Source organism: Mangrovibacterium marinum, from assembly GCF_003046625.1.
Classification (GTDB): Bacteria; Bacteroidota; Bacteroidia; order Bacteroidales; family Prolixibacteraceae; genus Mangrovibacterium; species Mangrovibacterium marinum.
Genome location: NZ_QAAD01000013.1, coordinates 55,602 through 79,971 on the forward strand (window position 1 = coordinate 55,602; position 24,370 = coordinate 79,971).

Consider the following 24,370-nt stretch of genomic DNA (forward strand, 5'->3'; position numbering starts at 1 on the left):
CTTTTTGCGACTAATATGCGCGAAGCTAATATAAGCCTCCGGATCCGCAAATTCAATATTTCAAATTTAGATAGAACAATGAAAAAGATTTATCTCATTTTAGGCGCATTTCTGTTCACACTAACAGCTATGGCCCAAAAACAAATGAGCCTCGAAGACGCTGTTTTGGGACGCTATTCGTACCTCTACCCTCGCCAGATAAGCCAGCTCCAGTGGCGAAACAATCAAAGCCTGGTGTACTTGCAAACCGACACCATCTGGGAAACCGGAGTCGCAGACCAACAAAGCCATGCTTTGCTAACCACCACCGATTTGAGCAAGATCGCACAAGGGCAACAAATCGACTTCGCACATATCGGGGCATTCCGCTTTCATACGGAAGACGAAATCATCTTCAACAACGGCAACCAGATTTCATTTTTCAACCTGAATAGCAAGCAATTTACCGGCAAGCTTGAAACACCGCAAGATGGCGAGGCGAGCGATTTGAGCCCCCAGGCACGGGCTGTTGCTTATGTGAAGGGGCAAAACCTGTTCATTCAAAAGGACGGGCAGGACATACAAGTCACTCACGAAACCCAGCCAGGTGTTGTATGCGGTCGCTATGTACACCGCCGTGAATTTGGCATCGAAAAAGGAACCTTTTGGTCGCCATCCGGCAAATACCTGGCTTTTTACCGCAAGGATGAAAGCATGGTAAAAGATTATCCGCTGGTTGATTTTATGACGCGCCAGGCCGAAGCAACACCCGTAAAATATCCAATGGCCGGAATGACCAGCCACCAGGTAACCATTGGCATTTACAATGTTGAAGAGGGCACAACAAGCTACCTGAAAACCGCCGGCCCCGACGATCACTATCTGACCAACCTCAGCTGGGGCCCTGACGAAAAGTATATTTACCTGGCCGAGCTAAACCGCGATCAAAACCAGATGCAGCTGAATCAGTATCTGGTGGCCGAAGGCAAAAAGGTGAAAACCATTCTGGAGGAAAGCCGATCGACTTATGTGGAGCCTCAACACTCCCTTGTATTTTCGAAGACCAACAACGACCAATTTTACTACTGGACGCGTAACGATGGCTGGTTTCATCTGTATTTGTACAACACCCAAGGAGAACTCATTCGTCAGCTCACCAAAGGCAACTGGGAGGTAACCGAATTTTACGGAACCGATGCCAACGAAAAATATGCCTACATCCAGGCAACCAAGGAAAGTCCGCTCGACCGGCACATTTACCGGGTAAACCTGAAGAACGGAGAGATGACCAAACTGGATGATCAGGCCGGAACGCACAAGGCCAATTTCTCGCCGTCGTTCAACTATATGACTGACAACTGGTCGGCTTGTGCCAACCCGGGGCAAACAGATCTTCGTAAAACAAACGGCAAGCTGCTGCGCACTCTTTCGAAAGCCGACAACACCCTGGCGGACTACCAACTGGGCGAAAACAAAATTGTGAACCTCAAAGCTGCTGATGACTCCACAGAACTGTACGGAAGGATGATCCTGCCCACCAACTTCGATCCGAATAAGAAATATCCGGCAATTGTTTATGTATACGGCGGGCCACATGCCCAGCTGGTCAACAACACCTGGCACAACGACGCAAACTGGTGGTTTTATTATATGGCCTCCAAGGGCTACCTGATGTTCACCGTCGACAGCCGCGGGTCGGCCAACCGCGGGCAGGCCTTCGAAGAAGTTATCCACCGCCAGCTGGGTGTTGAAGAAACCAAAGACCAGATGAAAGGCATCGATTATCTGAAAAGCCTGCCCTACGTCGACCAAAACCGCATTGGTGTACACGGATGGAGCTTTGGAGGTTTTATGACACTAAACCTGATGCTGCGCCAGCCCGAGACCTTCAAAGTAGGGGTTGCCGGCGGTCCGGTAGTTGATTGGGAGATGTATGAGGTGATGTACGGCGAACGCTATATGGACAGGCCGCAGGAAAATCCGGACGGTTACAGCGAGTGCAACATGGTCAACCACGTTAGCACGCTGCAAGGGAAACTAATGCTGATCCACGGTGTACAGGACGACACGGTGGTTATGCAGCATAGCATGAAATTCTTAAGAGCCTGCATTCAGCAAAACAAACAGGTTGACTTTTTTGCCTACCCAACGCATCCGCACAATGTACGCGGCCGCGACCGCCTGCACCTGATGGACAAAATCAGCCAGTATTTCTTCGACTATCTGTAAGGCAAAAACGTATTATTTTTCAGGCAGGCCGGCTAACTCATTAGCTGGCCTGTTTGTTCTTATTTAAACTGCAACGGCTCCGGTTTTCGGGGTTGAAAGCTGTAAAAATCGGTTCCGCCAATTTCGCGCAGGCTAAAGCCCATGAAGCTCGAGTCGCCCGGATGGCCGGGATAAAAGGCCAGGCGTAGCTGAATGGTGCGGAAGATTAAACTCTCGTTTCGCAAACGAATACCACCGCCAACGCCCGTGTAATAATCGCCGCCAAAAACCGGTTTATGAGCCGAACCGACAATGCCAAGATCGGCAAAACCAAAGAAGGCAAAATTGAAATTCAGGATTGATTTGCGCTGAAAAATAACCGTCTCTGCACTTAACACCAGTCGCTGCTGTCCGCGAGGAATATCACTGTAAAAACCGCGAATACCATATCTGTTTTTCAGCGACAGCGTCTCCTGATCGAATCGGTTAAAACCATATACATAGCGGATTTTCAAAAACTGGCGGGCTGTTTGAGCACCTAAGCCAAATTGCCGGCTGATATAATTCCAGTTGAGTTCGAGCTGGCCTTGTTCGGCACGGTTCGAATTGAAAAAGCTACCGATCCCTGCCGACAGAAACATATAGGAGGGTTTATAGCGAATTAGGTTTCCCGACGAAAAATAAAGATGCGAATACCAACGATCTGCCTTTTCATTTTGGTCAAACCCTAAAACAAACTCGTGCAAAAAGCCCTTCGGAATATCTTCGGTGATGCCGTATCCCAGGATGTGATGGTCGCGAATATATTGTCGTTTCGAAAGACTTACACTGCCCAGAAAAAAATTGGAGTTCCCGAAATATTGATTGTTATCGGGCCCCGGATCGGGGCGTTCGTAAAATTGTAAATTCCGGTAGCGGCCAGCCAAAATTAACCGTAAATCTCCGGAAGGATCGTCACTGAGCTTAAAGGAATAACCCGACCACAAATCGAAAGATCGATAGTTTAGCGAATCAACCAGAATCGCTTCATTCTCGTAAAAGCGATCGGTTCGGTAAAGGCGCAGAAAAGTCATACCGCCCCCCCACAGGGTGCTTGAGCGCAAAAATTGCTTCTCGGCGTCAAAAAGAATTCCTTCACGCCGGTAGTTGTCAGCATAGCCTAAAGTCAGGTTTACAAAATGCCCGCGGATGTTATTTATCGAGTAAGAGCCCTCGAAGCCCAGATTTGGCTCTTCGTCCAAGCTGGAAACAGCCATGGCCGAAATTTGGTGCCCGACTCCCCAAATATTTTGATTGTACATCTCCAGCTCTCCCGAATCAACCGAGCGAAAACGAGCCCGCATCCCAAAGGCAAACACATCTTTGGTTACCACCGTGAGGTTTACCATCGAGGTATCCAGCGGATCTGCCTCTGCCATAAAACGCACATCCTTGATGAAGGGTAGCAAACGAATTATCCGCTCATTGTCGTAAACTTTCTCAACATCCAGTTTATCATCAACATCCAAAAGAATGCTTTTTTGGATGATTCGCTCGTTGGTTCGTGTATGCACTTTATTGGCTAGTTTTTCGACTCCCACATCCGAAACCCGGGCTGTATCGTCAAAAGTAGGACCAAAAATATCCAGCTGTTTAATTTTAATCGACTTAATGCGTTTTCCATTCAACTGCTCCAGGTTGTATGCCTTGGCCACTAACTTCGAGGAGTCCTTCTTCTCGCTGACAATCCGATCGTAAACAAAGCGGGTGAGGCCGTTCATACGACCTTCTTTTTTCAATGTATCAGGGAGAGCTTTAGCCGAATCGGCGACCATCACAAGCGAGTCTTGCGGCCACACTTCTGCTAAACCATTCAATTTAAAGAAGATTAAACAGACTATCAATATCGTCGAAAATACTTTCATGAATCAATCCCAATACAAAAACCGGTCACTGGCGCACTTTATTATAAATCCTCACAAAATTATTGTTAATATATCTAATTTCCCTTTTCGAAGAGTTAAATTTCCCTAAGAAAATTGTGGTGCATTATTTTAACTTTGCAGTCCATGCAGCATTTAAAGAGACTATATCGCGAAAATATCAATGGAATCATCGGTACGCTGATTTTCCACATCTTGCTTTTTGCATTTATCATACTAGCCAATGTAAAGGTAAAAAAGGATATGCAGGAAGAAGAAATCATCATCGACTTCAGCCAGGTGGAGGAAACACCCGAGCTTTTGGAAGAACAAGAGAAAGCGGAAGATCAAAACACGCCCGCTACCGAGCGGGATAATCCGTACGTCCAATCCAAAAGCAACCGAGCGGTGAATGATGCCAGCACCAAAGATCCGTTTTTCGATGAGGCCTATCAGCAGGAGATTGCTGAGGCACAAAAGCTGGTTGCCGATGTAAACAAGCAACTCACCAAAGAAATACCGGACATGAAACAGTTTGAAATGCCGGAGCAATCAACCGAAGGCATCGATCCGGAAAAGATATCGAATACAATCTACAGCGGAGAAAGCAACATTCATTATTTCCTGGAAGACCGCTATCATCTTCGCCTGCCAATTCCGGTTTACCTGGCGCGCGGGGGCGGCCAAATAACGGTAACAATTTGGGTTTCGCGCTCGGGAAAGGTTGTTAAAGCCGAGGTGCAGCCCTACGCGAACATTTCGGACCCCATGCTTCCCGACTATGCTTTGCAAGCTGCATTGCGAACGGTATTCAATTCAAAATCAGACGCCCCTAACCCGCAAAAAGGATCAATCACTTACACCTTCGTGGCCCAGTAAAGAAGGGGTTATTGTCAAAAAAAACACTATTTTAACATCAATTAACAGTTTTTATTCGGATTTTACTACTAGAGAGCATATCTTTGCGGTACGTTTTTTTTCATAAGTTTAGGTTTAGTTAGGTTAGTTAGTTTAGTGAGAAAAGGTAGGCCAGAGGGTCTACCTTTTATTTTTTCAGGCTGTTTGCACAGCTTTTTTTCTGCCAAAACTCCTTGACTGCCGCTTCGGAGCCTACTTTTTACAATTACGCCTTTAGCCATTCAGTTTGGTTAGCACGCAAGTTGACGGGAAAATTACTGTTTGAGACAACAACCGGACAGCCGAAAATACTCGACTTTTCATTCTACCAGTGATTTCCGGGAATCATCAGCTTTTTTGCTTCTTCATCTTTGCTTCGAAATGATAAACACCGGAACCGATTTCCAAAACAACGCGTCCCTCCTCCGAGCGAAGTATCTTTATTCCATCCTTTTCATCGATGGTTTTACCGCTCTCCAGCACATCCCTGGCCGTTTCGGCTGGCACATAAACGATTGCTGCGGTATTGGCAGGAATGGTAATATCCCATACAAATTTCTTGTTTTCGCGGATCCAGCGACTTTCAACAAGCCCATAGGGTGTTTCGTGGGACGCATCCACAAAATTGAGCCCGTCGATCATTTCCGGTTTCATCACGAGTTGCTTGAATCCGACCTGTTCGGTACTCGACTTGATCCCGGCCAGGTTTTCGTAATACCAAATTAGCAGGTCTCCCAACATCATCACATGGTTGTAAGAGTTCATCTTGGGAGCCGCCGTATTTCCATTCCAGAGTTCCCAGATTGTGGTGGCGCCATGCTCAACCATATAGCCCCAACTGGGATAAGTACTGTTTGTTGCCAGCTTCCAGGCCAGGTCGGCATGCCCCTCCTTGGTTAAGGTGCGCATAATCCACTGCGTACCGATCACGCCGGTACTTAGGTGTCCTCCGTTGGTATGCTCGATGGTGTTTGCAATTGTTTGAACAACTTGCCTCTTGTTGGGTACTGGCACCAAGTCCATTGCCACCACCAAAATATTTTCAGTCAATTTATTGTCGCCATACCCCTTCTGCTCTGCTTTATAAAATGTTCTTTGAAAAGCCTCCTTTGTCGCTTTTGCTTGTGTTTGATAGAGCTCAATATCAGCTTGGTTACCACTGAGGGCGGCAAAACTTTGCATCAGGTTCAAATAATGGTAATAATAGGCGGTCGAAATAAGCGCACTCGGATATTTTCGGTCGGCACTTTTTCCACGCCCTTCCTCAATTGTGGCCGGTGGTTCGCACCAATCGCCATAACTGTCTCGGGTCATGATGTCCCCTTTCAAATAGCGATCTTCCATATAATTCAACCACTTTTTCATGGCGTGGTAATGCTTCCTAATTGGTTCTGCATCGCCAGTTTGGCGATATAACATATCGGCAACGGTCAGTAAAGTTCCGCACCAGCTCATGTTGTCGCTGTAATAACGCCAGTATGCAGGAGCCACATCGCTGATTGATCCGTCCCACTTTTGCGAAAAAGCAATATCGTCGATCCATTTTTTATACAGTGCGGCATTGTCGAAAATGAAATTCTCGCCATAGCAACCGATTGTTCGGTCTCCCAGCCAAGGCTGCCGTTCATTCCGCTGCGGACAGTCAACAGGCATCCCCTTATAATTGCTCAGAATTCCCCAGTAAGCATTCCGGTAGATCTGGTTAATCAGCTCATTAGATGTATGGAAAGTGCCCCGGACAGCCATATTGTCGGCAACCACTTTACCCACGAAATCATCGACCGTTGGTTTACCTGGCCAACCGGTAATTTCAACATAGCGAAATCCATAGTATACGAACCGGGGCTCCCAGGTTTCGGGTTCTTCACCTTTCAGAATATATTTCGCAGTAGCCCGGGCATCGCGCAAATTGGTGGTAAACAGCTCGCCATCATCCTGCAAAATTTCGCCGAAACGCATCGTAACAGTGTCGCCGGCATGCCCTTTCACGTTCAACTGCAGCCAACCGGCAAAGTTTTGCCCCAAATCCAAAATATAGGTACCGGCACGCTGCTCCCGAATTGAAACCGGATTTAGCTCCTTCAATACTTTCATATTCGGATTTAGCTGAGCTTCATATTTGCCGTCGGGCTGCTCAACATATTCGGGCTGCAGCCAGTTGCTATCGTCGAAACCAACCCGATTCCAGTCCTGCATTTCTTTCCGGGCATCGTATCCTTCACCATCGTACTCGTTGTTCCATCGTATTGGCCCGTCGGCTGTTCCTTTCCAGCTATTATCCGAGCGAATGTATTCTGTTGTTCCGTCGGCATATTTCACAACAAGCTGAAAAAGCAGCTTCGGAAAGCCAAAATTTTTGACTTTATACCCTTTGTAATGCTGGCGCATGGTATGATAACGACCATTTCCGAGTACAACCCCCAGGGCGTTTGCGCCGTGGTTCAACTTATCAGTCAGATCGTAAATGTTGTATTTGATATTTTGATTGTAATCCGTGGGTGAAGGTGCCAAAACCGACTCTCCGACCTTCTGGCCATTTAACGACAGTTCGTACAAGCCAAGTCCAATGATGTAGGCTTTTGCTTCTTTGACCTCCTTTTTAAGGTCAAATTCCTTCCTGAAATAACGTGCCGACAGTCGGGAATGAAACGAATCATCGTCCCAGGGGAATGTTCTGTCAAAGCCGATCCAGCGAGCGCGCCAATCCTTGTAATAGAACAAGCCCATACTCCATTTCGCCGGCTTACTCCATTCACTATCGCCTTTGGTGGTCCAAACCTTCACTTTCCAAAAGCACTCGTCGGAACTGCCAAGCTTTTTCCCGCCATAAGGCAATAATTGCGATTGATCTGTTTCAATTTTTCCCGAGTTCCACAAATCAGCTTCATCTTCGGTCAACGTTTCAGGAGAAGAAGCCACTAGCACCTGACAGGCCGTTTGAAACACTTCTCGTTGGTCACTTTTAATTTTCCAGCCCAGCCGGGGCTGTTGTATTTCAATACCGGATGGATTTTCCAACAACTCGCAAGTCAGTCCGTCAACTTTTATTTGAGCAGATGACCAATATACAAAAAAGAGACACAGAAAAGAGACTAATATCTTCGGATAGTTCATGGTTAATAATCTTCGTTTTTTTGTTTTCGAAAATATTCAAATTAATTGCAGAGCACAACATCCCCCCACAAAACAAAGCGACAGGATTGGCTCAAAAGACTCCCAATACCGAACAAAACGGCTATCCGGAAGCCTGCAAGTGCTGGTTGGTATTTAAAACTTGACGAGGATTTTAAGAAATTTACCGGGTGCTTTGGCCCAGTCCTCCATCGCTCGCGAAGCTTGTTCCGGGGAAACAATACACGAGACGAGCACCTTTTCATCCAAATTAGTTTGTTTCAGGTATTTCATCACAGCTTCAAAATCGGTTGGGTTAGCATTGCGGGATCCCATAATTTCAACCTCCTTCTGCACCCAGAGTTTGGTTGGGAAAGACACCTCGTTGCCGGCGTAGCCAATACAGACAACCCTGCCGGAAAAGGCCACTTCCTCAACGGCAGCTCTGTAAGTTACCGGATTGCCAACGGCCTCAATAACCACTGTTGGACCGTCGCCGCAGGTCACTGTTTGCAGCTGATTGTGCAAGTCTTTGGTTGTTGAATTGATCAGATAGTCTGCACCGAGCTGCCTGGCAACCTCCAACTTCGAATCGTCAACATCAACCGCTATCACGGTTGCCCCCCGCAGCTTTGCGCGAACAATTGCGCCACTGCCGATCATACCGCAGCCCAAAATCATGACCGTGTCCAAATCGGTCACGTTACCGTTGTCCACCGCATGAAAGCCCACGGTCATTGGCTCAACCAAAGCCAACTGCACGTCCGACAAGGCCTCATCTTTTAATACTTTTTGCCATGGCACGGCCATATACTCGGCCATTGCGCCATCGCGTTGCACCCCCAAGGTCTGGTTATAGCGACAAGCATTGAAACGCTTCTGTTTGCACGAGGTACATTGACCACAGTTTGTATAAGGCACCACCGTTACCGCTTGTCCAACAGCAAAAGTTTCGGGAACATCAGCTGCAATATCTTCGATTACAGCCGAAATTTCATGTCCCGGAATCCGGGGGTACTGAACCATTGGATTTTTTCCCAGGTAAGTACTCAAGTCGGATCCACAGAATCCCACATATTTAATTTTCAGAAGAATTTCGCCGGTTCCCATCCGGGGCATGTCCCGCTCAACGAGCTTGATCTCACCTGCCTTAATTATTGCTAGTGCTTTCATTCCAATGGTCAGTTAGAGTTGATATACCCTGCGGGCATTTTTGTATAAAATCAGGTCTTGTTCGTTTGCTGTTAACCGAGCCAGTTTTTTCTTTACCACGCTCAGCCAATCAGCATACTGTGTTGCCACCAAACACACCGGCCAATCAGAACCGTAGAGCAACCGCTTGGGTCCAAAGGCCTCAAGCACAACATCCAGATAGGGTTCCAACTGAGCATCGGTCCATGTTTTATAACGCGCTTCGGTAACCATACCGCTTAATTTGCAGCTCACATTTTCACGTTCCGCCAATTTCCGAATTTCAGAGGCCCACGGTTCCAACTCGCCTTCCCGTATTCGTGGCTTTGCCAGATGATCGAGCACAAACTGTTGGTCCGGGTGCTGATCGACAAAGCGGATGGTATTGGGCAATTGATGGTCAAAAATCAGGATATCGTACACCAAGCTGTAACGATTAAGTAAGTTTACCCCCCTGTTGAATGCTTTACCCAGAACAAATTCGGGATCGGGCTCGCCTTGCACCACATGACGAACGGCCTTTAACCAATTATTTGAACGGTACTTTTCCAACCATTCGTCGATATTTTCAGCCGCTAAGGGCAGCCACCCAACAACGCCCTGTATGAGTTCATTTTCATGAGCCAATTTCAGTAACCAGTCCGTCTCGTCGACGCATTGCCGCGCCTGCACGGTAACCACTGCTTGCACCTCGGTTCCTTTTAAGGTTGCAGCCAAATCGTGCGGCAAAAAGCTTCGCCGGATGGTCGCCATCTTGTCATCAATCCAATCAAATTCAACCGGATTGAAATTCCAAAAGTGATGATGTGTATCAATAATCATATCCGAAAATTTATAAATAGGGATAATCCGGGTCTATCAAACCTTCGTTTTTCAGGGCTTTCCAGAAGCTTATGGGGAGATCCGCATCCAGAAGTGCCTTATTATGGGCCATCCGCGAAGGTTTGCCGGGGTTAAGTGCCACCGCCTGAATCTGCGGAGCGGAAAGAGCAAACTTAAAACAGGCATCACCCGGCGTAATCGCATATCTATCGCAGACCGCAAAAAAACGATCACGCCATTCGAAGAGCGGCTTATCGGCGGGCTTATCGGCACAAACCAGCCGATAATCAAAATATTCCCCTCCCGTTAAAAAACCGGCATTAAAAATTCCGGAATTGATTACGCCAACACCATCTTGCTGCAACTGCCGCAGAAAAGCAATAACTTCCCGGGGATAATGATAAAGGGTGAACGTGTTGGCAAGCATCACCCAGTCGAATTTCACACGGCTATACAACTCCCGGATCACCTGCCAGTCTTTCGCCCCTACTCCCACCGCCTTCACATCGCCTTGCTCCTTAAGTTCGAACAAAGCAGCATACGCATCAACAATATCTTTCAAGCGCTGCTGTCGATCACCGGCATCCAGGGCTGCGGCCAAATATTCGTCGGGATCGTGAACAGAAACAAGCTCCGGCTTGTAAGTATTCCCCAGCAATTCGCATCCTTGCTCCCAGCACTCCAGAATGCCGTCGTAGCTGATTTTTTGCACAGCATCGTATTCCAGCTTTGCCCAAACTCCCGGCTCAAAAGTAGGCGCACTTGCTGCCAGCGGGACCCGATACCAGCCCAGCTTGTTGCTAATGGTTATCTGGTCGGGTGCAACGCCCAACGCTTCCAGTCCCTGGCCAATTACCTCCAGCGCCAATCCTGCTCCATACTTCCCGGCACTGTCAATCATCACCTTACCATCAGCGACCATAAACCACTCTCGGATCAGCGAGAGCTTCTGCTCCCAACTCAACTCGCGGTATAGGTTGCCCAGATAGCTTGTTCCATATATTATCCGCGGGCAATTAACTTCTGTCTGACCTAATTTTTTCATTGTCTGGTCTGGTTTCTTGCAAATTTGCCTGAATTCCCGTCGATTATCAAGCCATGTAAAATGGCTCAATTCATGCAAAGCTTTGCGGAAAGCTTTGCATGAGCAAAAAGATGTTCTATAACATTTGACCACCTCATTCCAGCGCTTACAAGATGTGCAAAAAGCTTAAATTTGTGCATCAACAACGACTAGAATGGGAAAAAGACACGTGTCATTAAAAGATCTGGCCAAGGAGTTGAATGTTTCCATTTCAACGGTTTCCCGAGCCTTAAAAGACCACCCGGACATCAGCAATGCGCTTCGAACGAAAATAAAAAAACTGGCCGCGGAACGCAATTACAGCCCCAACCCACTGGCAATGGGGCTCCTGAAACAAGCCACCCGCATGATCGGCATTATTGTTCCCGATCTTGTCTCGCATTTCTACTCATCCATCATCTCCGGCATTGAATCGGTAGCTGCCGATAAGGGTTACTTTGTCGTTATCGCAAACTCCAACGAGCGCTACGAAAAAGAAAAAGAATCGATTGAAAACCTACTCAAAGCACGAGTTGAAGGACTGATTGTTTGTATGAGTTGCGAAACTTCGGACACCGCACATTTTCGGCAGCTCGTTCAAAAAGGCATTCCCCTTGTAATGTTCGACCGGGTATGCCTGCCGAATCTCATTCCGGCAGTGGTTGCGGACAACGCAGAGGCCTCGCAAAAAATCATTCAACATTTTTATGACAGGGGTTATCGGCGCATCGCCTATGTTTCGGGCCCGGAACAGATGAATATCTCGCAAGAGCGCCTCCTTGGCTACCGCGCCGGATTGAAAGCCTGCTCTTTAGAGCCGGATCCGGCACTTGTTGAATTTTGCGACTTAAGTTTCGAGTCGGCAAAAGCAGCCATGAAGCGATTACTACAGCTTGCGAATCCTCCCGATGCGGTCTATGGCATTAACGACACTGTTGCTTTCGGGCTGATGAATGCGATCAAAGAAGCCGGTCTACGCATACCGGAAGATACCGGTGTTGTAGGGTTTACCGACGAATTTCATTCAACCGTTGTTAGCCCTCCGCTAACCTCAATCACTCATCCTACCTTCGAGATGGGACAAAAGACTGCTGAACTCTTCTTTAAACATCTGAATTCAGACGTGCCGCCGGAAACCATCGTGCTGAAAACTCAGCTGATTGAGCGCCTGTCCTCGTCCAAATAAGTCCTGCCGATCAGCTGACAACACCGGGCGAGCCATCAGGCTATAAGCAGATATACAAGCGTTCGGTTTCGCAAAAAATCGACTGTCGTGCGGCTTAATTGGTAACGAAACGCTATTTTTGGCGGAGTTTGAGCCTGCGTAAAACCGGGACCATTAAATCAATTTGAATGAAACGAAAACTGAAAGACTACTTATTGGTTAGCCTGAAAGGAATTGGCATGGGAGCAGCCGACGTTGTCCCCGGCGTTTCCGGAGGCACCATCGCGTTTATTACCGGCATCTACCAGGAACTGATTGACTCCATCCAATCGATCAACCTGAAAAGCCTGAAACTGTTGTTCGCAGGACATATCAGGGACTTTTGGGAAACGACCAATGCGAACTTCCTGCTAAGCTTGATTGTCGGCATCGGCATTAGTGTACTATCCCTGGCCAAAGGGTTGAAATACCTGCTGGAAAACCACCCGATCCTGGTGTGGTCCTTTTTCTTCGGGTTAATTGTTGCATCAGCCATTTATGTTGCCCGCGAAATTAAAGGTTGGAATATCGGCACTGTCGTATCGCTGTTTGTTGGTACAGTGGTTGCTTACTTCATCACCGTCATTACACCTGCCGAGGCCAATACTTCTTACCCGTTTATTTTCCTCTCGGGAGCCATCGCAATATGCGCAATGATTTTACCCGGTATCTCAGGAAGCTTCATTCTGGTACTTCTGGGCATGTACAAATTCATTCTCGACTCCATATCGGCCTTTAATTTGCCGGTTGTCGGCATATTCCTGGTTGGTGCTGCCGTTGGCATTGTCAGTTTCTCGAACATCCTGTCGTGGTTGCTGAAGAAATACTACAAGCCGACCATTGCCATGCTGGCCGGTTTCATGATTGGCTCGCTGAACAAGGTATGGCCCTGGAAACAAGTGGTTGAAACCTTTGTTGACCGCCATGGACAGGTGAAACCGCTGATTGAGCAGAATGTTTCGCCCGGCTCCTACTTCGAGCTCACGGGGCACAACGCGCAACTGGGAATGGCTATCGGACTGGCGGTGGCCGGATTCGCCCTGATTTTTGTGATTGAAGGGGCATCCAAGACTTTGCAGAAAAGCAGAGCATAAATACTGACTAAACAGAAATTCACGATAATATGAAAACCTACGGATTAATTGGTTACCGATTGGGCTATTCGTTCTCGAAAGGATTTTTTACTGAAAAGTTCCAAAACGAAAAGCTCACAGAACACGAGTATGTAAACTTTGAGTTGGATTCCATCGACGAGTTTCCCGAAATTTTTAAGAAGAATGACCATATCGCAGGCTTAAACTGCACCATTCCTTACAAACAACAAATCATCCCTTACTTGGATGAGATTGACGAAGAAGCGGCCAAAGTCGGGGCTATCAATACGGTAAAAATCATCCGAACCGGCGAAAAGATAAAGCTGAAAGGCTTCAATACGGATATCTATGGTTTCGAAAACTCCCTGAAGCCCATGCTGAATGAAAAGCACAAAAAAGCCTTGATTTTAGGAACCGGCGGCGCCTCGAAGGCCATTAAGTACATCCTCGACAAGCTGGGACTGGAATATCTTTCAGCCTCGATTGAGGATCAACTGTACGATGGCGAAATCCGCTACGAACAAATCGACAAAGCCTTGCTGCAAGAACACCTGGTGGTGATTAATGCAACACCGCTGGGCACCTTCCCAAAAGTAGACAGCTGCGCCAACATCCCCTACCAGCACCTAACCGCAGACCATGTGTTGTTCGACCTGGTTTACAACCCCGAAGAAACACTGTTTATGAAAAAAGGAAAAGAAAAAGGAGCTGCGGTGAAAAACGGACTGGAAATGTTACACGGCCAAGCCATTAAAGCCTGGGAAATCTGGAATAGCTAAGCACAGGCCTGCAAAACAAATAACAAAAGCCGGACAATCTCTCAACTTGTCCGGCTTTCTTGATTTCTTCGTGTAAATGACAGTTACATTCTATAAGGGGAAAAAGTGAATGTCAATCTCTTCGGAATCTTCCTTTTGCTCAATTTCAAATTTTCCGGCAGGCACCAGGGTGAACTCCCGCTTCCGGGCATAAGGCTCCAGTTTTTTCTGCTCAGCCTCAAGCTGCACTTTCCCAAGCTCAGCATTGAAGTACAATTTCAGATGCGATGGTTTTTCATCATCAAACTGAATCAAATAGGCCGTGTGTTCAACAAACACCAAATCTTCGTAAGCATAGCTTACATCAGTTCCGGCTTCTTCCAACATCATCTTCACTTCCGACAGCGGTCTAACAGGAATGATCATATCTATCCGTTTTTGAGGGTTAAAACTTCGGTTTATCTCACTTATTTGCAAGTCGTGGAAGAACAACTACTGCATGTTAATCCACAACCTGCCGGTTCTTCCACCGTGCGAATATTGTGTTCGTGCAACAGGTCATCGCGAAATAAGCGAATATTGACATCCACTTCGTTTCCGTTGGGTTGAAAAACTTTGATGTCGTTATCCTTCAATATCTTAAATGCCATAGGCCGGACATTCGGACTGATAATCGCTTTCACCACATCCTCAGCGCCACCTTTGCGAAGATCGAGTCCAAAACGAAGCATCAGTTCCGATTTGCTGAAAAGCTCGTTTTCGCCTTTCTCAAGGTCGTGTACGCAATAAAAGTTCGCTTTGTAGAAGTCGTCAGCCAAAACATTCTCCAAAGCCGGGTTTTTTCCGATAATGGGCATGCAAATCTTCATAAGGTTCAAATTTTGGGTTACACATAAACTGCCTTTCAACAGCTGTTGTGCCAATGCGGGCGCAAAGTACATGCCCCAAAACGAAAGTTTACTGACAATGAAAAAGATAGCATTTTGCAGCATCGCGATTTCTTACATTTTTGTAGGATCTAAAACTCAAAATTCACAAAAATGTGTTTTCCAGCATATCGCTATTGCCGGGACCGCTAATGGCAGACTTTGCTGAAGATCAAACAAACCGTGCCTGCGCAAGAAATTCAGGCATGCGTACTTTATCGTCAACCTGCTCACACACAAATCAGAGCCTCGCGCTTACGGCCGTCCATCAGAATCGTGAGGTCTTCCTGAAAACGAATATGCTTCACGTATCGTAGTTCTTCGGCAATTTCGCCCTGGTCAAACAGCGCGGTGTTCACCCACGCGTCGCGGCTGTTGCCGGGGATTGAAAAATACCCCACATTCATCGAGGTTACATTATGAAAGAAGTGAGAGCCCAGCGAACCATCCAGCGGAAAGTCGGGCAGGCCAATCTCAACAATGACCCGAGCCTTGCAGATTTGAGCCCAGGTAACGGGAATTCCGGTGAACGGGTCGCGCGTGCCCCACCGGCCGGGGCCAATCAGGATATACTCTTTCCCACTCAGATCCATTTTGCGGTTAAAGCGGCTCACCTCATCGGCAATCTCTTTGGTTTTCATTTTATCGAAGGTCTCACCGTCAACATAAATCACATCCCGGATGCCCTGGACCTGCCCATTGCCCATCCCTTTGCGCGCGAACAGTAAGGCATTTGCCTCGTCCACCTCTCCCAGTTCAATTTCAGCTTCCTGATCATGCCTGATCAAGGGCTTTATTTGAAGAAGATAGAAGGTCGGCAACCCGTTTTCTTCAGCTTCCAGATCGATTGCATATTCCATTTCCACCGGCGAGCCCATGGCCTCGCGAAACAAGCGCAACAAAAAGCGAATAGTTTCGGCCATCGGGAGCATTCCATATTTCAAAAGATTGTCGAAATTAACAACCCGCGGCCCCCGAATTGACAAGTCGGGCACCAGATCGTCGTTCTCGGCGCTGTACACCGATGCGCAATGCTGCAACACACCGTCTTTTTCGGCTTCGCGAATCGACAATTTCAGAATCCCCGCATCCTCACCCACTTTCACCAAATCCGTCTCACTTCGGGTCATGTCCAAAGCGTAGAACTCGCGCTGCGAATCCCGAATCTGATCTTTGAGACTACTGGGATTGATTTGCGGATATCGCGGGCAAAAGCGAAAAGCCGGCTCGCCGCCAACCACGTACATCCCCAACCCGACGGCAGCCACCGCAAAACCATCTTCGGGCTCCATATACGAAACGGGGTAAAAATTATACGATTGAGCCACTCCGCTCACCGAAGGATAAAAACGGCCGTTATGCTCGTGCCCCACCAGCTCCTGAATAACAATGGCCATGCGTTCTTCTTCAATTTTATAATTGACAGCATCGAAATAAGAAATTGCCGAATCGGTAAACACGCTGGCATAAACCAGCTTAACGGCGGTCTCCAACTGCTGGTAACGAACCTGCACGTCCGGATCGTTGTTGGGGAGGATATAGGTGGCATAAACACCGGCAAAAGGCTGCAATAAGGAATCCTCGAACAAGCCAGATGAACGAACCGCCAAAGGCCGGCTCATTTTCGACACATAACGCAATAATTTCTTTTGCAGCGACTCACTCACTGCCGATGCAATAAAAGCAGCTTTTATCCGCTCGTAGTCGGTTGTACTGTATACTTCTTCGTACAAATTATTAATCTCGATAAACTTTTCAAATTCGATGGAGCCGATAATTGCCGTTGCCGGAATACGAATGTTGATATTGGGGATTATCTTTTTAAAGTCGATATTTTCAATAAAGTTGCACATAAAGGCAACACCCCTGCCTTTTCCGCCCAGCAAACCTTTGCCCATGCGTACTACGTAGCGTTCGTTTCCCAGCAGCTGCTGATCGAAATTTATAACCAGCCCCCGAAGTCGTTTAATTTGCATACGCTCAAAAACCTTCAAACAAAAGTTTCGAAGTTCTTCAGCGTTATCAAAATCCTCGAAGCGGTAAGGCAACAACTGTTCAGCAATGTTAATCTCGCCGCGGGCCATTAGCCAGGTCGAAAAAGAGTTCCTCCGGGCGTGATAAGCCAATGCCTCGGCAGGCACCACCCGTAAAATATCCTGAAACTCCTGCAAGTTGTGGGCTACCGAAATCGGGGTACCCGCATTATCTTTAAACACAAAACTACCGAAGCCCAGTCGTTTGAAGATAAAATTATGAATATCCATCGACAGACTCTCCGAGTTTTTGTCGATAAACTCGGCCCCAATTTCGCGGGCACGAACGGCATTGCGAATATCGTGACTTTGCAGCAACAAGGGGATTGGGAAACGTAAAATCTGCTTGGCATATTTCAGTAACTCAATGCCAGAATCTTCATCCTCCTGTCCATTCCGACAAAACTTCACATCCGAAATAACAGCCAGCAAGTAGTCACGATACTGGTTCATCACGGCAACAGCTTCCTCGTAGTTACTCACCAGAATTACCTTCGGCCGGGCCCGCATTTTCAGAATCATGTGCAATTCATCGGCTGTTTCATCCTGCACCAGGTTTTGGGTTTGCGTCATAATATTGGTGTACAACATGGGCAGGTAGCGCGAATAATACTGAATCGAATCCTCAACCATCAAAATCACCCGCACATTACCGGTGCGGGTGTCGGTTTCAATATTCTTCTTGTCCTCGATATATTTAACCATCGCCAGGAACACATTTGAATTTCCGTTCCAGACAAACACGCGGTCAATCGAGTCGAACCTGTCGGCCGTTTCCTGAAAGTAACGCAAATCGCCATTGTTATTAACCAGCAGCAAAACCGGAATACTCTTCTTAAGTCCATGAATACTGTCGGCTATTTTAACCGGTATTTTCTTATCAACCCCAACCATAATAATTACCAGGTCGAAGTCCCTTTCGCGAATCAGCGCCAGAGCCTGTTCCTGCGAGTTTACGCTTGTAAAACGAGGATAAGTATACAAGTTCAACTGAAGAAATTCGCCGAAAATTTTGTCGGTAAACTGTCCCTCGCGCACAATCGTGTAACTATCGTAAAGGGTGGCAACCAACAAAACTTCCTTCACCTTGGTTGGCATCAGCTCCTCAAAAATATCCCGGTCGCTCTTTTTGTATTTGTAAATTGACGAAAGCGTAATATTATCCAGTTGATCCATACGAAACGGCATTTTTTAAACAACCGAACAAGGGCCCAGAATCCCTTGCTCCGTTTTTTCCTTGAAATTAGGAAAATTCCGGCGGTAGCAAACAAAATCCTCTTTTTAGTTGAAACCGAAAGAAACCATACCAGCGACTACCTGAAAAAAACAAGATCAAAACAGTTCGCGAAATAAATAGAAAATGCCCGGTTCGCCCGGTTCATCACTATTCTGAAAACCGACATAATTCCGGGGGAATCACCAACAGGGATGAAAGCTTACTATTTTTCGACGGTGCTGTTGTCGTTGTTTTCAAAAGTTGTCGGGTTGTCGTTCCCCATTTAATCAAAACCAGTTATTGACATTGCGGCTTAGCGTCTCTGGGGGGTAAGACTTTCACAGAACAAGTATTTTTTTCGCCTCGTCTTTGCGACACCACAAACAACTGTTTGCCAAGCCCCTAATAACACCGCGATGAATTAGCCGAAAAAAATCATCAAATAAATCGCTGTTTTTCCCTTCAAGCTCTTGTTTGTTTCTACTAAAAAACGCTATATTTGCACCGCGTTTAAGAAATATGGCTCCGTAGCTTAATGGATAGAGCATCTGACTACGGATCAGAAGGTTGCAGGTTCGAGTCTTGCCGGGGTCACAAAAAAAAGGATTGTCAATTTTGGCAATCCTTTTCTGTTTTTATCCGGGGGGGGGCAAAAAAAGACAGCCCTCGCTGAATCATTGCAATGTGTAACCTGTAATAAAACAGACTACAAAGTGTTTCTCTCTCAAGTAAGTTTAAAAAGGGTACTTTGATTCAATACCAACAAAGTACTACAACAGCCCTTCATCTTTTAATATCTCTTGAATAAGCGCTGCCATCAAGGAAATTGTGATCAGCGTAAACAAACCGACTAATCCGGCCTTTTCATTCCGGCTCCTGGCTTGCAGATCCAACCGGCTCGGCTGGTTGCGGAGGGAGTAAGATTGACCTGGAACCGGTTGGTTATTACAGCTTCGGGCTGTGTCGGCTCAGGCTGGTAATTTTCAGTAATTTCCACTCCCGAAAGCGATTGATTGCTTAATAAACCCAAATAATCACGTATCTTTGTATCAAAGTCCTGAGCATCGTTAATGTCGGAGGCAATTGAAGCCTCGGTTAGATGTTTCAGGATTTTTTGCTTATCCGGTAAATTGATAAGATTATATCAAAGCAAGGCGTGATCTTTGTTTTTAGCCATGGACTTGATAATGGTCTCGCCACTTAAAGACATTTTACCCGACCCGATTGCTCCAACATTCGCAACTCAGATTATTTATCCAGATAATAACCTCGGAGTGAATGAATTTCAACCGTATCATTGGCCTCATTTACGCGATACACGATGCGATGTTCTTTGTTTATCCTCCGCGACCAATATCCGGTCAATTCATACTTCAACGGTTCAGGCTGTCCTCCACCTACGTATGGTGTTCTGCTTATTTCTTTCAGGAGTGTCTGTATTTTCCTTTGTGCCGCCTTATTCCCCGATTGCTTCCAGCACTTCAGGTCGGTAAGCGCCTCAATCTTGAAAATCACTTCCATAGATTATCTAAGTCTACTTTCTCACCAGTCTGTTTTTCGCTTTTTCTTATTTTTCTTACGAACTCTTTGCAATACGGGCTATCCTGCGCCGTTTCAAAAGTGACATAATCGAGTGTTTTTAAAAATTCGATCAGTCGTTTCCCTTTTGCTGATTTGTCATTAATGATCACAGTTGTCATAGCCTCATCTTTTTTTCAAAGGTAGAAAACCATCCCCGTTTGTGCAAGAGATACAAGTCGATAGACTGAGTTAGCTTTCTCTAAAACCAAATTTAAGCGATACTCCATTGATGCGGAGGAACAGAACATACCACACGCGAGCTCACATAGAGGGTTGTCAATCTTGGCAACCCTTTTCTGTTTTTATCCGGGGGCAAAAAGAAAAACACCGTTCATACACCACTTCGTAAAAAGCCGCAGAACAAACGACAGTAAAAGCGCTTCAAACAAACAGCTGCTGATCAAAATCTTACCAAAGCTAATTACTCGGTTTGCTCTCGCCCGACCAGAGGGCCATCAAAAAAAATTAAGCCTGTCGGTTTGTTTTTTATCCATTTTATAGACATATTTATCGAAGAATTTACGAATTTTCGTGCGCTTTATTCCAAAACTTTGTATTGCTTAAAAAAGGGCCTCTAATTTAAAGTCAAGAAAGATTGATATGATAAGCTATACTAACGAAGAACTCCTTCATGGGATTCTTAGAAACGATAACCTGATTCTTCAATATATTTATAAAAATTTCTTTTATAAAATCAACTTCTTTGTGAAGAAGAATAGCGGAGATGACGACGACTCCAACGATGTATTTCAGGAGGCCATTATCATCATATACCGTAAATTAAAGGCCAACGACCTGGTTTTGGATTGCTCTTTCGAAACCTACCTGTACTCGGTCTGCCGCTTTCTGTGGCTGCGGCATCTTGAAAAACGAAAAGCTGAAAAAGAAAAAATTCAGGACAATCATGATTTCAACGCCGACATCTACGATAATGCTTTTGAAGAAACGGCTGACATGAACGAAAAGTACCGGCTTTATCAAAAGCATTTCAAAAACCTGGGAACAGATTGCCAGAAAGTTTTACAGATGTTCTTCGACAAGGTTCCGCTGAAGCAAATTGCGCAGGTGATGGGCTTCCAGAGTGAAAAATATGCCAAGAAAAGAAAGTACAAGTGTAAAGAATACCTGGTAAAAAGCATCAAGCAAGACATCGAATACAAAAAGATCCTGGAGAACAACTTATAACAAACCCCTGCTCGCGTATTGACAAACGCAAGCCGGAGGAAACCGGTATCCACAGGTATTTCCCCTGCCGCGACCGACATAAAAATGCCGGATTGCCATCCGGAGCACGCCCCGGTCCATCAGATTAATTCGCCTCTTTGCATTCGCCAGATTTCCAAGCTGGAATTCACATCCGCCTAGCTAGTCCTGTGTTTTCCGGCGCTTCCGTCGCATCTGATCAACAACAATCAACATCACCAAAACCAGCGCCAGCGCGCCAAGCCAATACATTTCCTTCCCAACATATAGTGGTGAAGTATTGCCAACAGCAACATAGGCCAACCAAAAGTGCGGATGTGCCTTCAACGGATCGGCATTTTCAATATGTGCCAATTTGGCCAGGCGCAGCGCTTCAGCCTTATCTTTCCCCACGGACAGATACTTGTAAAAATCGCGCATGATATTGGCTCCCGACTCATCTTCCACCTCCCACAGCGTCATCACAATCGACGGACAGCCAGCATACAGAAAACCACGCGCCAGGCTCATCACCCCTTCGCCTTTCTGCAACTTACCACTTCCGGTATTACAAGCGCTCAGAACGGCCATACGGGCATTCAGCTGCATATTATAAATCTCACTGGTATTTAGCCAGCCATCCTCGTCGGTATTGGCTGTAGGCTTCGAAAACGCCAATCGCGAGTACATGGGCAAGGTGTCGTTCACAATGGTGTGCATAGCCAGGTGCAATACATCGTAATCGCGGGCATACTTTTTAAATACTGCCTCCTGCGCCAACGAATCCTCATAGAGATCGCCCTGCACATACTCATTGATATACTCCACCTCCTTGTCAACGGCCAGCAAGGGCAATAAGCCGGCCCGGTACTCGGCCACCACCGTATAATCGCGGTCATCTTTCTCGTAACTCGGAGCAAAGGCCAACAAACTCTTCTCAGCTCTTTGCTCCTTATCGAAATAGTCGAACAACAGGGTTGTTGAGTACGTGTAGCTAATCGAATGCTTCTTGATCAAATAAGCCAGATTTCGGAAATTCATCCGGCTTGTATCCGGCTCTTCATAAATCAAGGCATCAAAAGGAATATACGACAACTTGTCGTCGGGAATTACAACCAGCGTCTTACCCTCCAGCTCATCCTGCACGTCGCCCAGTAAATCGTTGTACAAGCAGTACGAAGACCAGGCGTAATCGGCGTACGACTTCTGATCGGTATACTGATAGCTTGAGCTGGTTAAAAACTGATAAACCCCTTCAATTCGATTGGAGAAGGTAGAGTCGATCGGTGTTTTCGAGAAGCTAAATTGCTCATTCGTGATCACAAAACGAAACAAACTCCCGGAATCTTCCTGCTCATCAGGTTCATCGATAAAATACTCCACAATAGCATCGTGATTCCCAATCCGATCACGAATCGCATCCAGGCCGATCACTTCATTGGCATACTTAAAGGCATAATACTTCGGAAACGAATCCTCGAGCAACTGAACCAGCTGGGCATACTTTTCCGAGTAATAAAAGATTTTGGTATTGTACAAGGCCACCTTTTCGGAGTCGGGTTCGGCCTGTTGCTTCTCCTCATACAGCATTTGTTTGTAGTTGGAGATATTTATCTTAAGCACATCCTCCTTATTTAGTAAACTGTCGGGGATCCCGCCAAACTGCTGCGCCCGCGAATCTTTCACCGCCGCCAAAAAACTGGCCGACTTGCTTTTTTCGGTTAGCTCAAAGCCCCGGGCAACATATTCGGGCTTGCCGGTTTGTTGATACAGTTTATAACACAGATTGATGGCTCCAACGAAGGTGGACTGCTGATTTTCGGACAGGAACAGCCGACTCTCCTCACTCACAAAACCGGTCCGGATTTGATGCACCAGCTCAACAGCCAACTCAACAGCCTCCAGCCCGGCCTGATAATGCCTTACCGCCTCCTGCTTCTGACTGCCCGTTTTTAACAGATCGCCCAGCGCAGTATGACACTGCGATTTCTTTTTCAGAATCTCCAGCAACTGAAGCTCCGAAATGGCCTGCTTTATCTCCGGATTTTCAAACGGGTCAGTAGCCGTGAAGGTGCCCGTAGCAGCAATCAATGCCTTTTGGTAATAAGTGAGAGCAAGCTTTAAATCCTCCGCTCTTTTTCGGTTAAAATCGGCCAAATGACTGGCTTCCGACGACCGCGAAGCATAATAGTCGGCATAATTCAACATCACATTGGCATATTGCGTGCTACGCTCGGTAAAATACCGGCGAATGGCCTCACGCGATAATTCGTTGTAGTGTGGAACTTCTTCGTATTTTTTCGCTGATAGCAGAAACTTCACATAATCAACCAATTCCAAACCTAAGTCGTATTGATTCCCTTCGTCCGTGTTCTTAAGTAAATCAAACGTCTCTTTATAATATTTATCCGCTGTTTCGATCTCCCCACGCTTCCAGTAGATCTGAGCAAGCAAACTGAGATTATAAGATCTGATATCCAAATCTGTCTTATTTAAACCTTCTTGACAAATCCGTATTGCTTCATCATATCTTTTTAAGTTGAGTAACGATTCTGCCAAACTACTTCTAGCCTGATCTGCAACTCTCGAATAATGTTTCAGATCTTTAGACAAAAGCCGAAAAGCATTTTGATTATACTCGTAAGCTTTCAGATAATCGCCCCTAATCTTATAAATCGTACTTAAATTACCATATACAAAACCCAGACGCGGATATTCCGACGAATAGTGATTTACATACAAACGCTCGGCTTCCAGATAATTTTCAATGGCCGCATCGTAATTCCCCAGGTTCTTATTCTGAATCCCAATATTAATAATTGAGCTCCCCAGACGATAAGAATCAGATCCGTATTGCCGAATCCGGCAAGCTTTCATCCGCTCAAAATAATCGCGGGCTTTCTCAAAGTCGCCCAATCGAGCAGCGGCAATCCCCTTTCGGTTGTACGCAATGGCCTGAATACTGTCGTTGGCAGTAGGCCGATTCTCGATGGCTCCAACACCTAAAGCCAGAAAGGATTGAAAAAAAACAAAAAAAACACAGCAATATATACTCCTAATAATCGGACAGTTACACACTTCAACAAATCTTTTTTTCATTTTTTTCTCTTTCACTGGGGTTACCTTTTTCCTGTTTTCCGGATAAAAAAGCGAACAAGGATAATTAAGGATTCACAAAGTATTAACCATTAAAATTTAAAAGTA

General features: G+C 46.2%; 17 protein-coding genes and 1 tRNA gene. 7 read left to right on the forward strand and 11 right to left on the reverse strand.

All coding sequences use genetic code 11. From position 1 onward, the window contains the following. Positions 1-78: 78 nt before the first annotated feature. Complete coding sequence (locus tag C8N47_RS12870) at positions 79-2,208, forward strand: S9 family peptidase (RefSeq protein ID WP_170111388.1); 2,130 nt, start codon at positions 79-81, stop codon at positions 2,206-2,208. A 59-nt stretch (positions 2,209-2,267) separates the two neighbouring features. Here the strand turns inward: C8N47_RS12870 and C8N47_RS12875 are convergent, their stop codons facing one another. Further along, the gene (locus tag C8N47_RS12875) at positions 2,268-4,043 is read right to left on the reverse strand and encodes a BamA/TamA family outer membrane protein (RefSeq protein WP_107822981.1); all 1,776 of its coding nucleotides are present in this window, start codon (positions 4,041-4,043) and stop codon (positions 2,268-2,270) included. A gap of 192 nt (positions 4,044-4,235) precedes the next feature. On the opposite strand from C8N47_RS12875, the gene C8N47_RS12880 reads away from it, so the two are divergent. Then, a complete protein-coding gene (locus C8N47_RS12880) occupies positions 4,236-4,967 on the forward strand; it encodes an energy transducer TonB (RefSeq protein ID WP_107822982.1) in 732 nt (243 codons plus the stop codon). Between the two features lie 366 nt (positions 4,968-5,333). On the opposite strand, the gene C8N47_RS12890 is transcribed toward C8N47_RS12880, so the two are convergent. The 4 genes from C8N47_RS12890 to C8N47_RS12905 form a co-directional block, all read right to left on the reverse strand. After that, positions 5,334-8,099, reverse strand: coding sequence for an alpha-L-rhamnosidase (locus C8N47_RS12890; protein WP_107822984.1), 2,766 nt, complete (start codon positions 8,097-8,099; stop codon positions 5,334-5,336). Positions 8,100-8,252: 153 nt separating this feature from the next. Further along, on the reverse strand, positions 8,253-9,269 hold the full coding sequence (locus tag C8N47_RS12895; protein ID WP_107822985.1) for a zinc-binding alcohol dehydrogenase family protein: 1,017 nt from the start codon (positions 9,267-9,269) through the stop codon (positions 8,253-8,255). A 12-nt stretch (positions 9,270-9,281) separates the two neighbouring features. Continuing rightward, positions 9,282-10,109 (reverse strand): amidohydrolase family protein, encoded by an 828-nt coding sequence (locus C8N47_RS12900; RefSeq protein WP_107822986.1) that lies wholly within the window; start codon positions 10,107-10,109, stop codon positions 9,282-9,284. Between the two features lie 10 nt (positions 10,110-10,119). After that, positions 10,120-11,154 (reverse strand): aldo/keto reductase, encoded by a 1,035-nt coding sequence (locus C8N47_RS12905; protein ID WP_107822987.1) that lies wholly within the window; start codon positions 11,152-11,154, stop codon positions 10,120-10,122. A 193-nt stretch (positions 11,155-11,347) separates the two neighbouring features. Here C8N47_RS12905 and C8N47_RS12910 point away from each other — a divergent pair, with 193 nt between their 5' ends. The 3 genes from C8N47_RS12910 to C8N47_RS12920 all read left to right on the forward strand — a co-directional run bounded on the left by C8N47_RS12910 (position 11,348) and on the right by C8N47_RS12920 (position 14,249). Further along, positions 11,348-12,358 (forward strand): LacI family DNA-binding transcriptional regulator, encoded by a 1,011-nt coding sequence (locus C8N47_RS12910; protein ID WP_107822988.1) that lies wholly within the window; start codon positions 11,348-11,350, stop codon positions 12,356-12,358. Positions 12,359-12,525: 167 nt separating this feature from the next. Then, positions 12,526-13,470 carry a polyprenyl-phosphate transporter gene (locus C8N47_RS12915; RefSeq protein ID WP_107822989.1) on the forward strand — a complete coding sequence of 315 codons (945 nt, stop codon included), beginning with the start codon at positions 12,526-12,528 and terminating at the stop codon, positions 13,468-13,470. Between the two features lie 29 nt (positions 13,471-13,499). After that, positions 13,500-14,249 (forward strand): shikimate dehydrogenase family protein, encoded by a 750-nt coding sequence (locus C8N47_RS12920; RefSeq protein ID WP_107822990.1) that lies wholly within the window; start codon positions 13,500-13,502, stop codon positions 14,247-14,249. Positions 14,250-14,339: 90 nt separating this feature from the next. Here the strand turns inward: C8N47_RS12920 and C8N47_RS12925 are convergent, their stop codons facing one another. The 3 genes from C8N47_RS12925 to C8N47_RS12935 form a co-directional block, all read right to left on the reverse strand. Beyond that, positions 14,340-14,654 (reverse strand): hypothetical protein, encoded by a 315-nt coding sequence (locus C8N47_RS12925; protein ID WP_107822991.1) that lies wholly within the window; start codon positions 14,652-14,654, stop codon positions 14,340-14,342. Positions 14,655-14,695: 41 nt separating this feature from the next. Next, a complete protein-coding gene (locus C8N47_RS12930; RefSeq protein ID WP_146161526.1) occupies positions 14,696-15,097 on the reverse strand; it encodes a NifB/NifX family molybdenum-iron cluster-binding protein in 402 nt (133 codons plus the stop codon). 287 nt (positions 15,098-15,384) lie between these two features. Beyond that, positions 15,385-18,363 (reverse strand): PEP/pyruvate-binding domain-containing protein, encoded by a 2,979-nt coding sequence (locus C8N47_RS12935; RefSeq protein ID WP_107822993.1) that lies wholly within the window; start codon positions 18,361-18,363, stop codon positions 15,385-15,387. A gap of 561 nt (positions 18,364-18,924) precedes the next feature. On the opposite strand from C8N47_RS12935, the gene C8N47_RS12945 reads away from it, so the two are divergent. Beyond that, positions 18,925-18,997 (forward strand) — tRNA-Arg (locus tag C8N47_RS12945). A 654-nt stretch (positions 18,998-19,651) separates the two neighbouring features. Here the strand turns inward: C8N47_RS12945 and C8N47_RS12950 are convergent. Together C8N47_RS12950 and C8N47_RS12955 are read right to left on the reverse strand one after the other, a co-directional pair. After that, positions 19,652-19,924: a Txe/YoeB family addiction module toxin gene (locus C8N47_RS12950; RefSeq protein WP_107822995.1), complete on the reverse strand. Its 273-nt coding sequence runs from the start codon at positions 19,922-19,924 to the stop codon at positions 19,652-19,654. Next, positions 19,915-20,103, reverse strand: coding sequence for a DUF2683 family protein (locus tag C8N47_RS12955; RefSeq protein WP_107822996.1), 189 nt, complete (start codon positions 20,101-20,103; stop codon positions 19,915-19,917). The genes C8N47_RS12950 and C8N47_RS12955 overlap by 10 nt, the downstream gene beginning before the upstream one ends. A gap of 481 nt (positions 20,104-20,584) precedes the next feature. Here C8N47_RS12955 and C8N47_RS12960 point away from each other — a divergent pair, with 481 nt between their 5' ends. Continuing rightward, on the forward strand, positions 20,585-21,169 hold the full coding sequence (locus tag C8N47_RS12960; RefSeq protein WP_107822997.1) for an RNA polymerase sigma factor: 585 nt from the start codon (positions 20,585-20,587) through the stop codon (positions 21,167-21,169). Between the two features lie 180 nt (positions 21,170-21,349). Here C8N47_RS12960 and C8N47_RS12965 read toward each other — a convergent pair whose 3' ends face one another. Further along, the gene (locus C8N47_RS12965) at positions 21,350-24,265 is read right to left on the reverse strand and encodes a CHAT domain-containing protein (RefSeq protein ID WP_146161527.1); all 2,916 of its coding nucleotides are present in this window, start codon (positions 24,263-24,265) and stop codon (positions 21,350-21,352) included. Positions 24,266-24,370 lie beyond the last annotated feature (105 nt).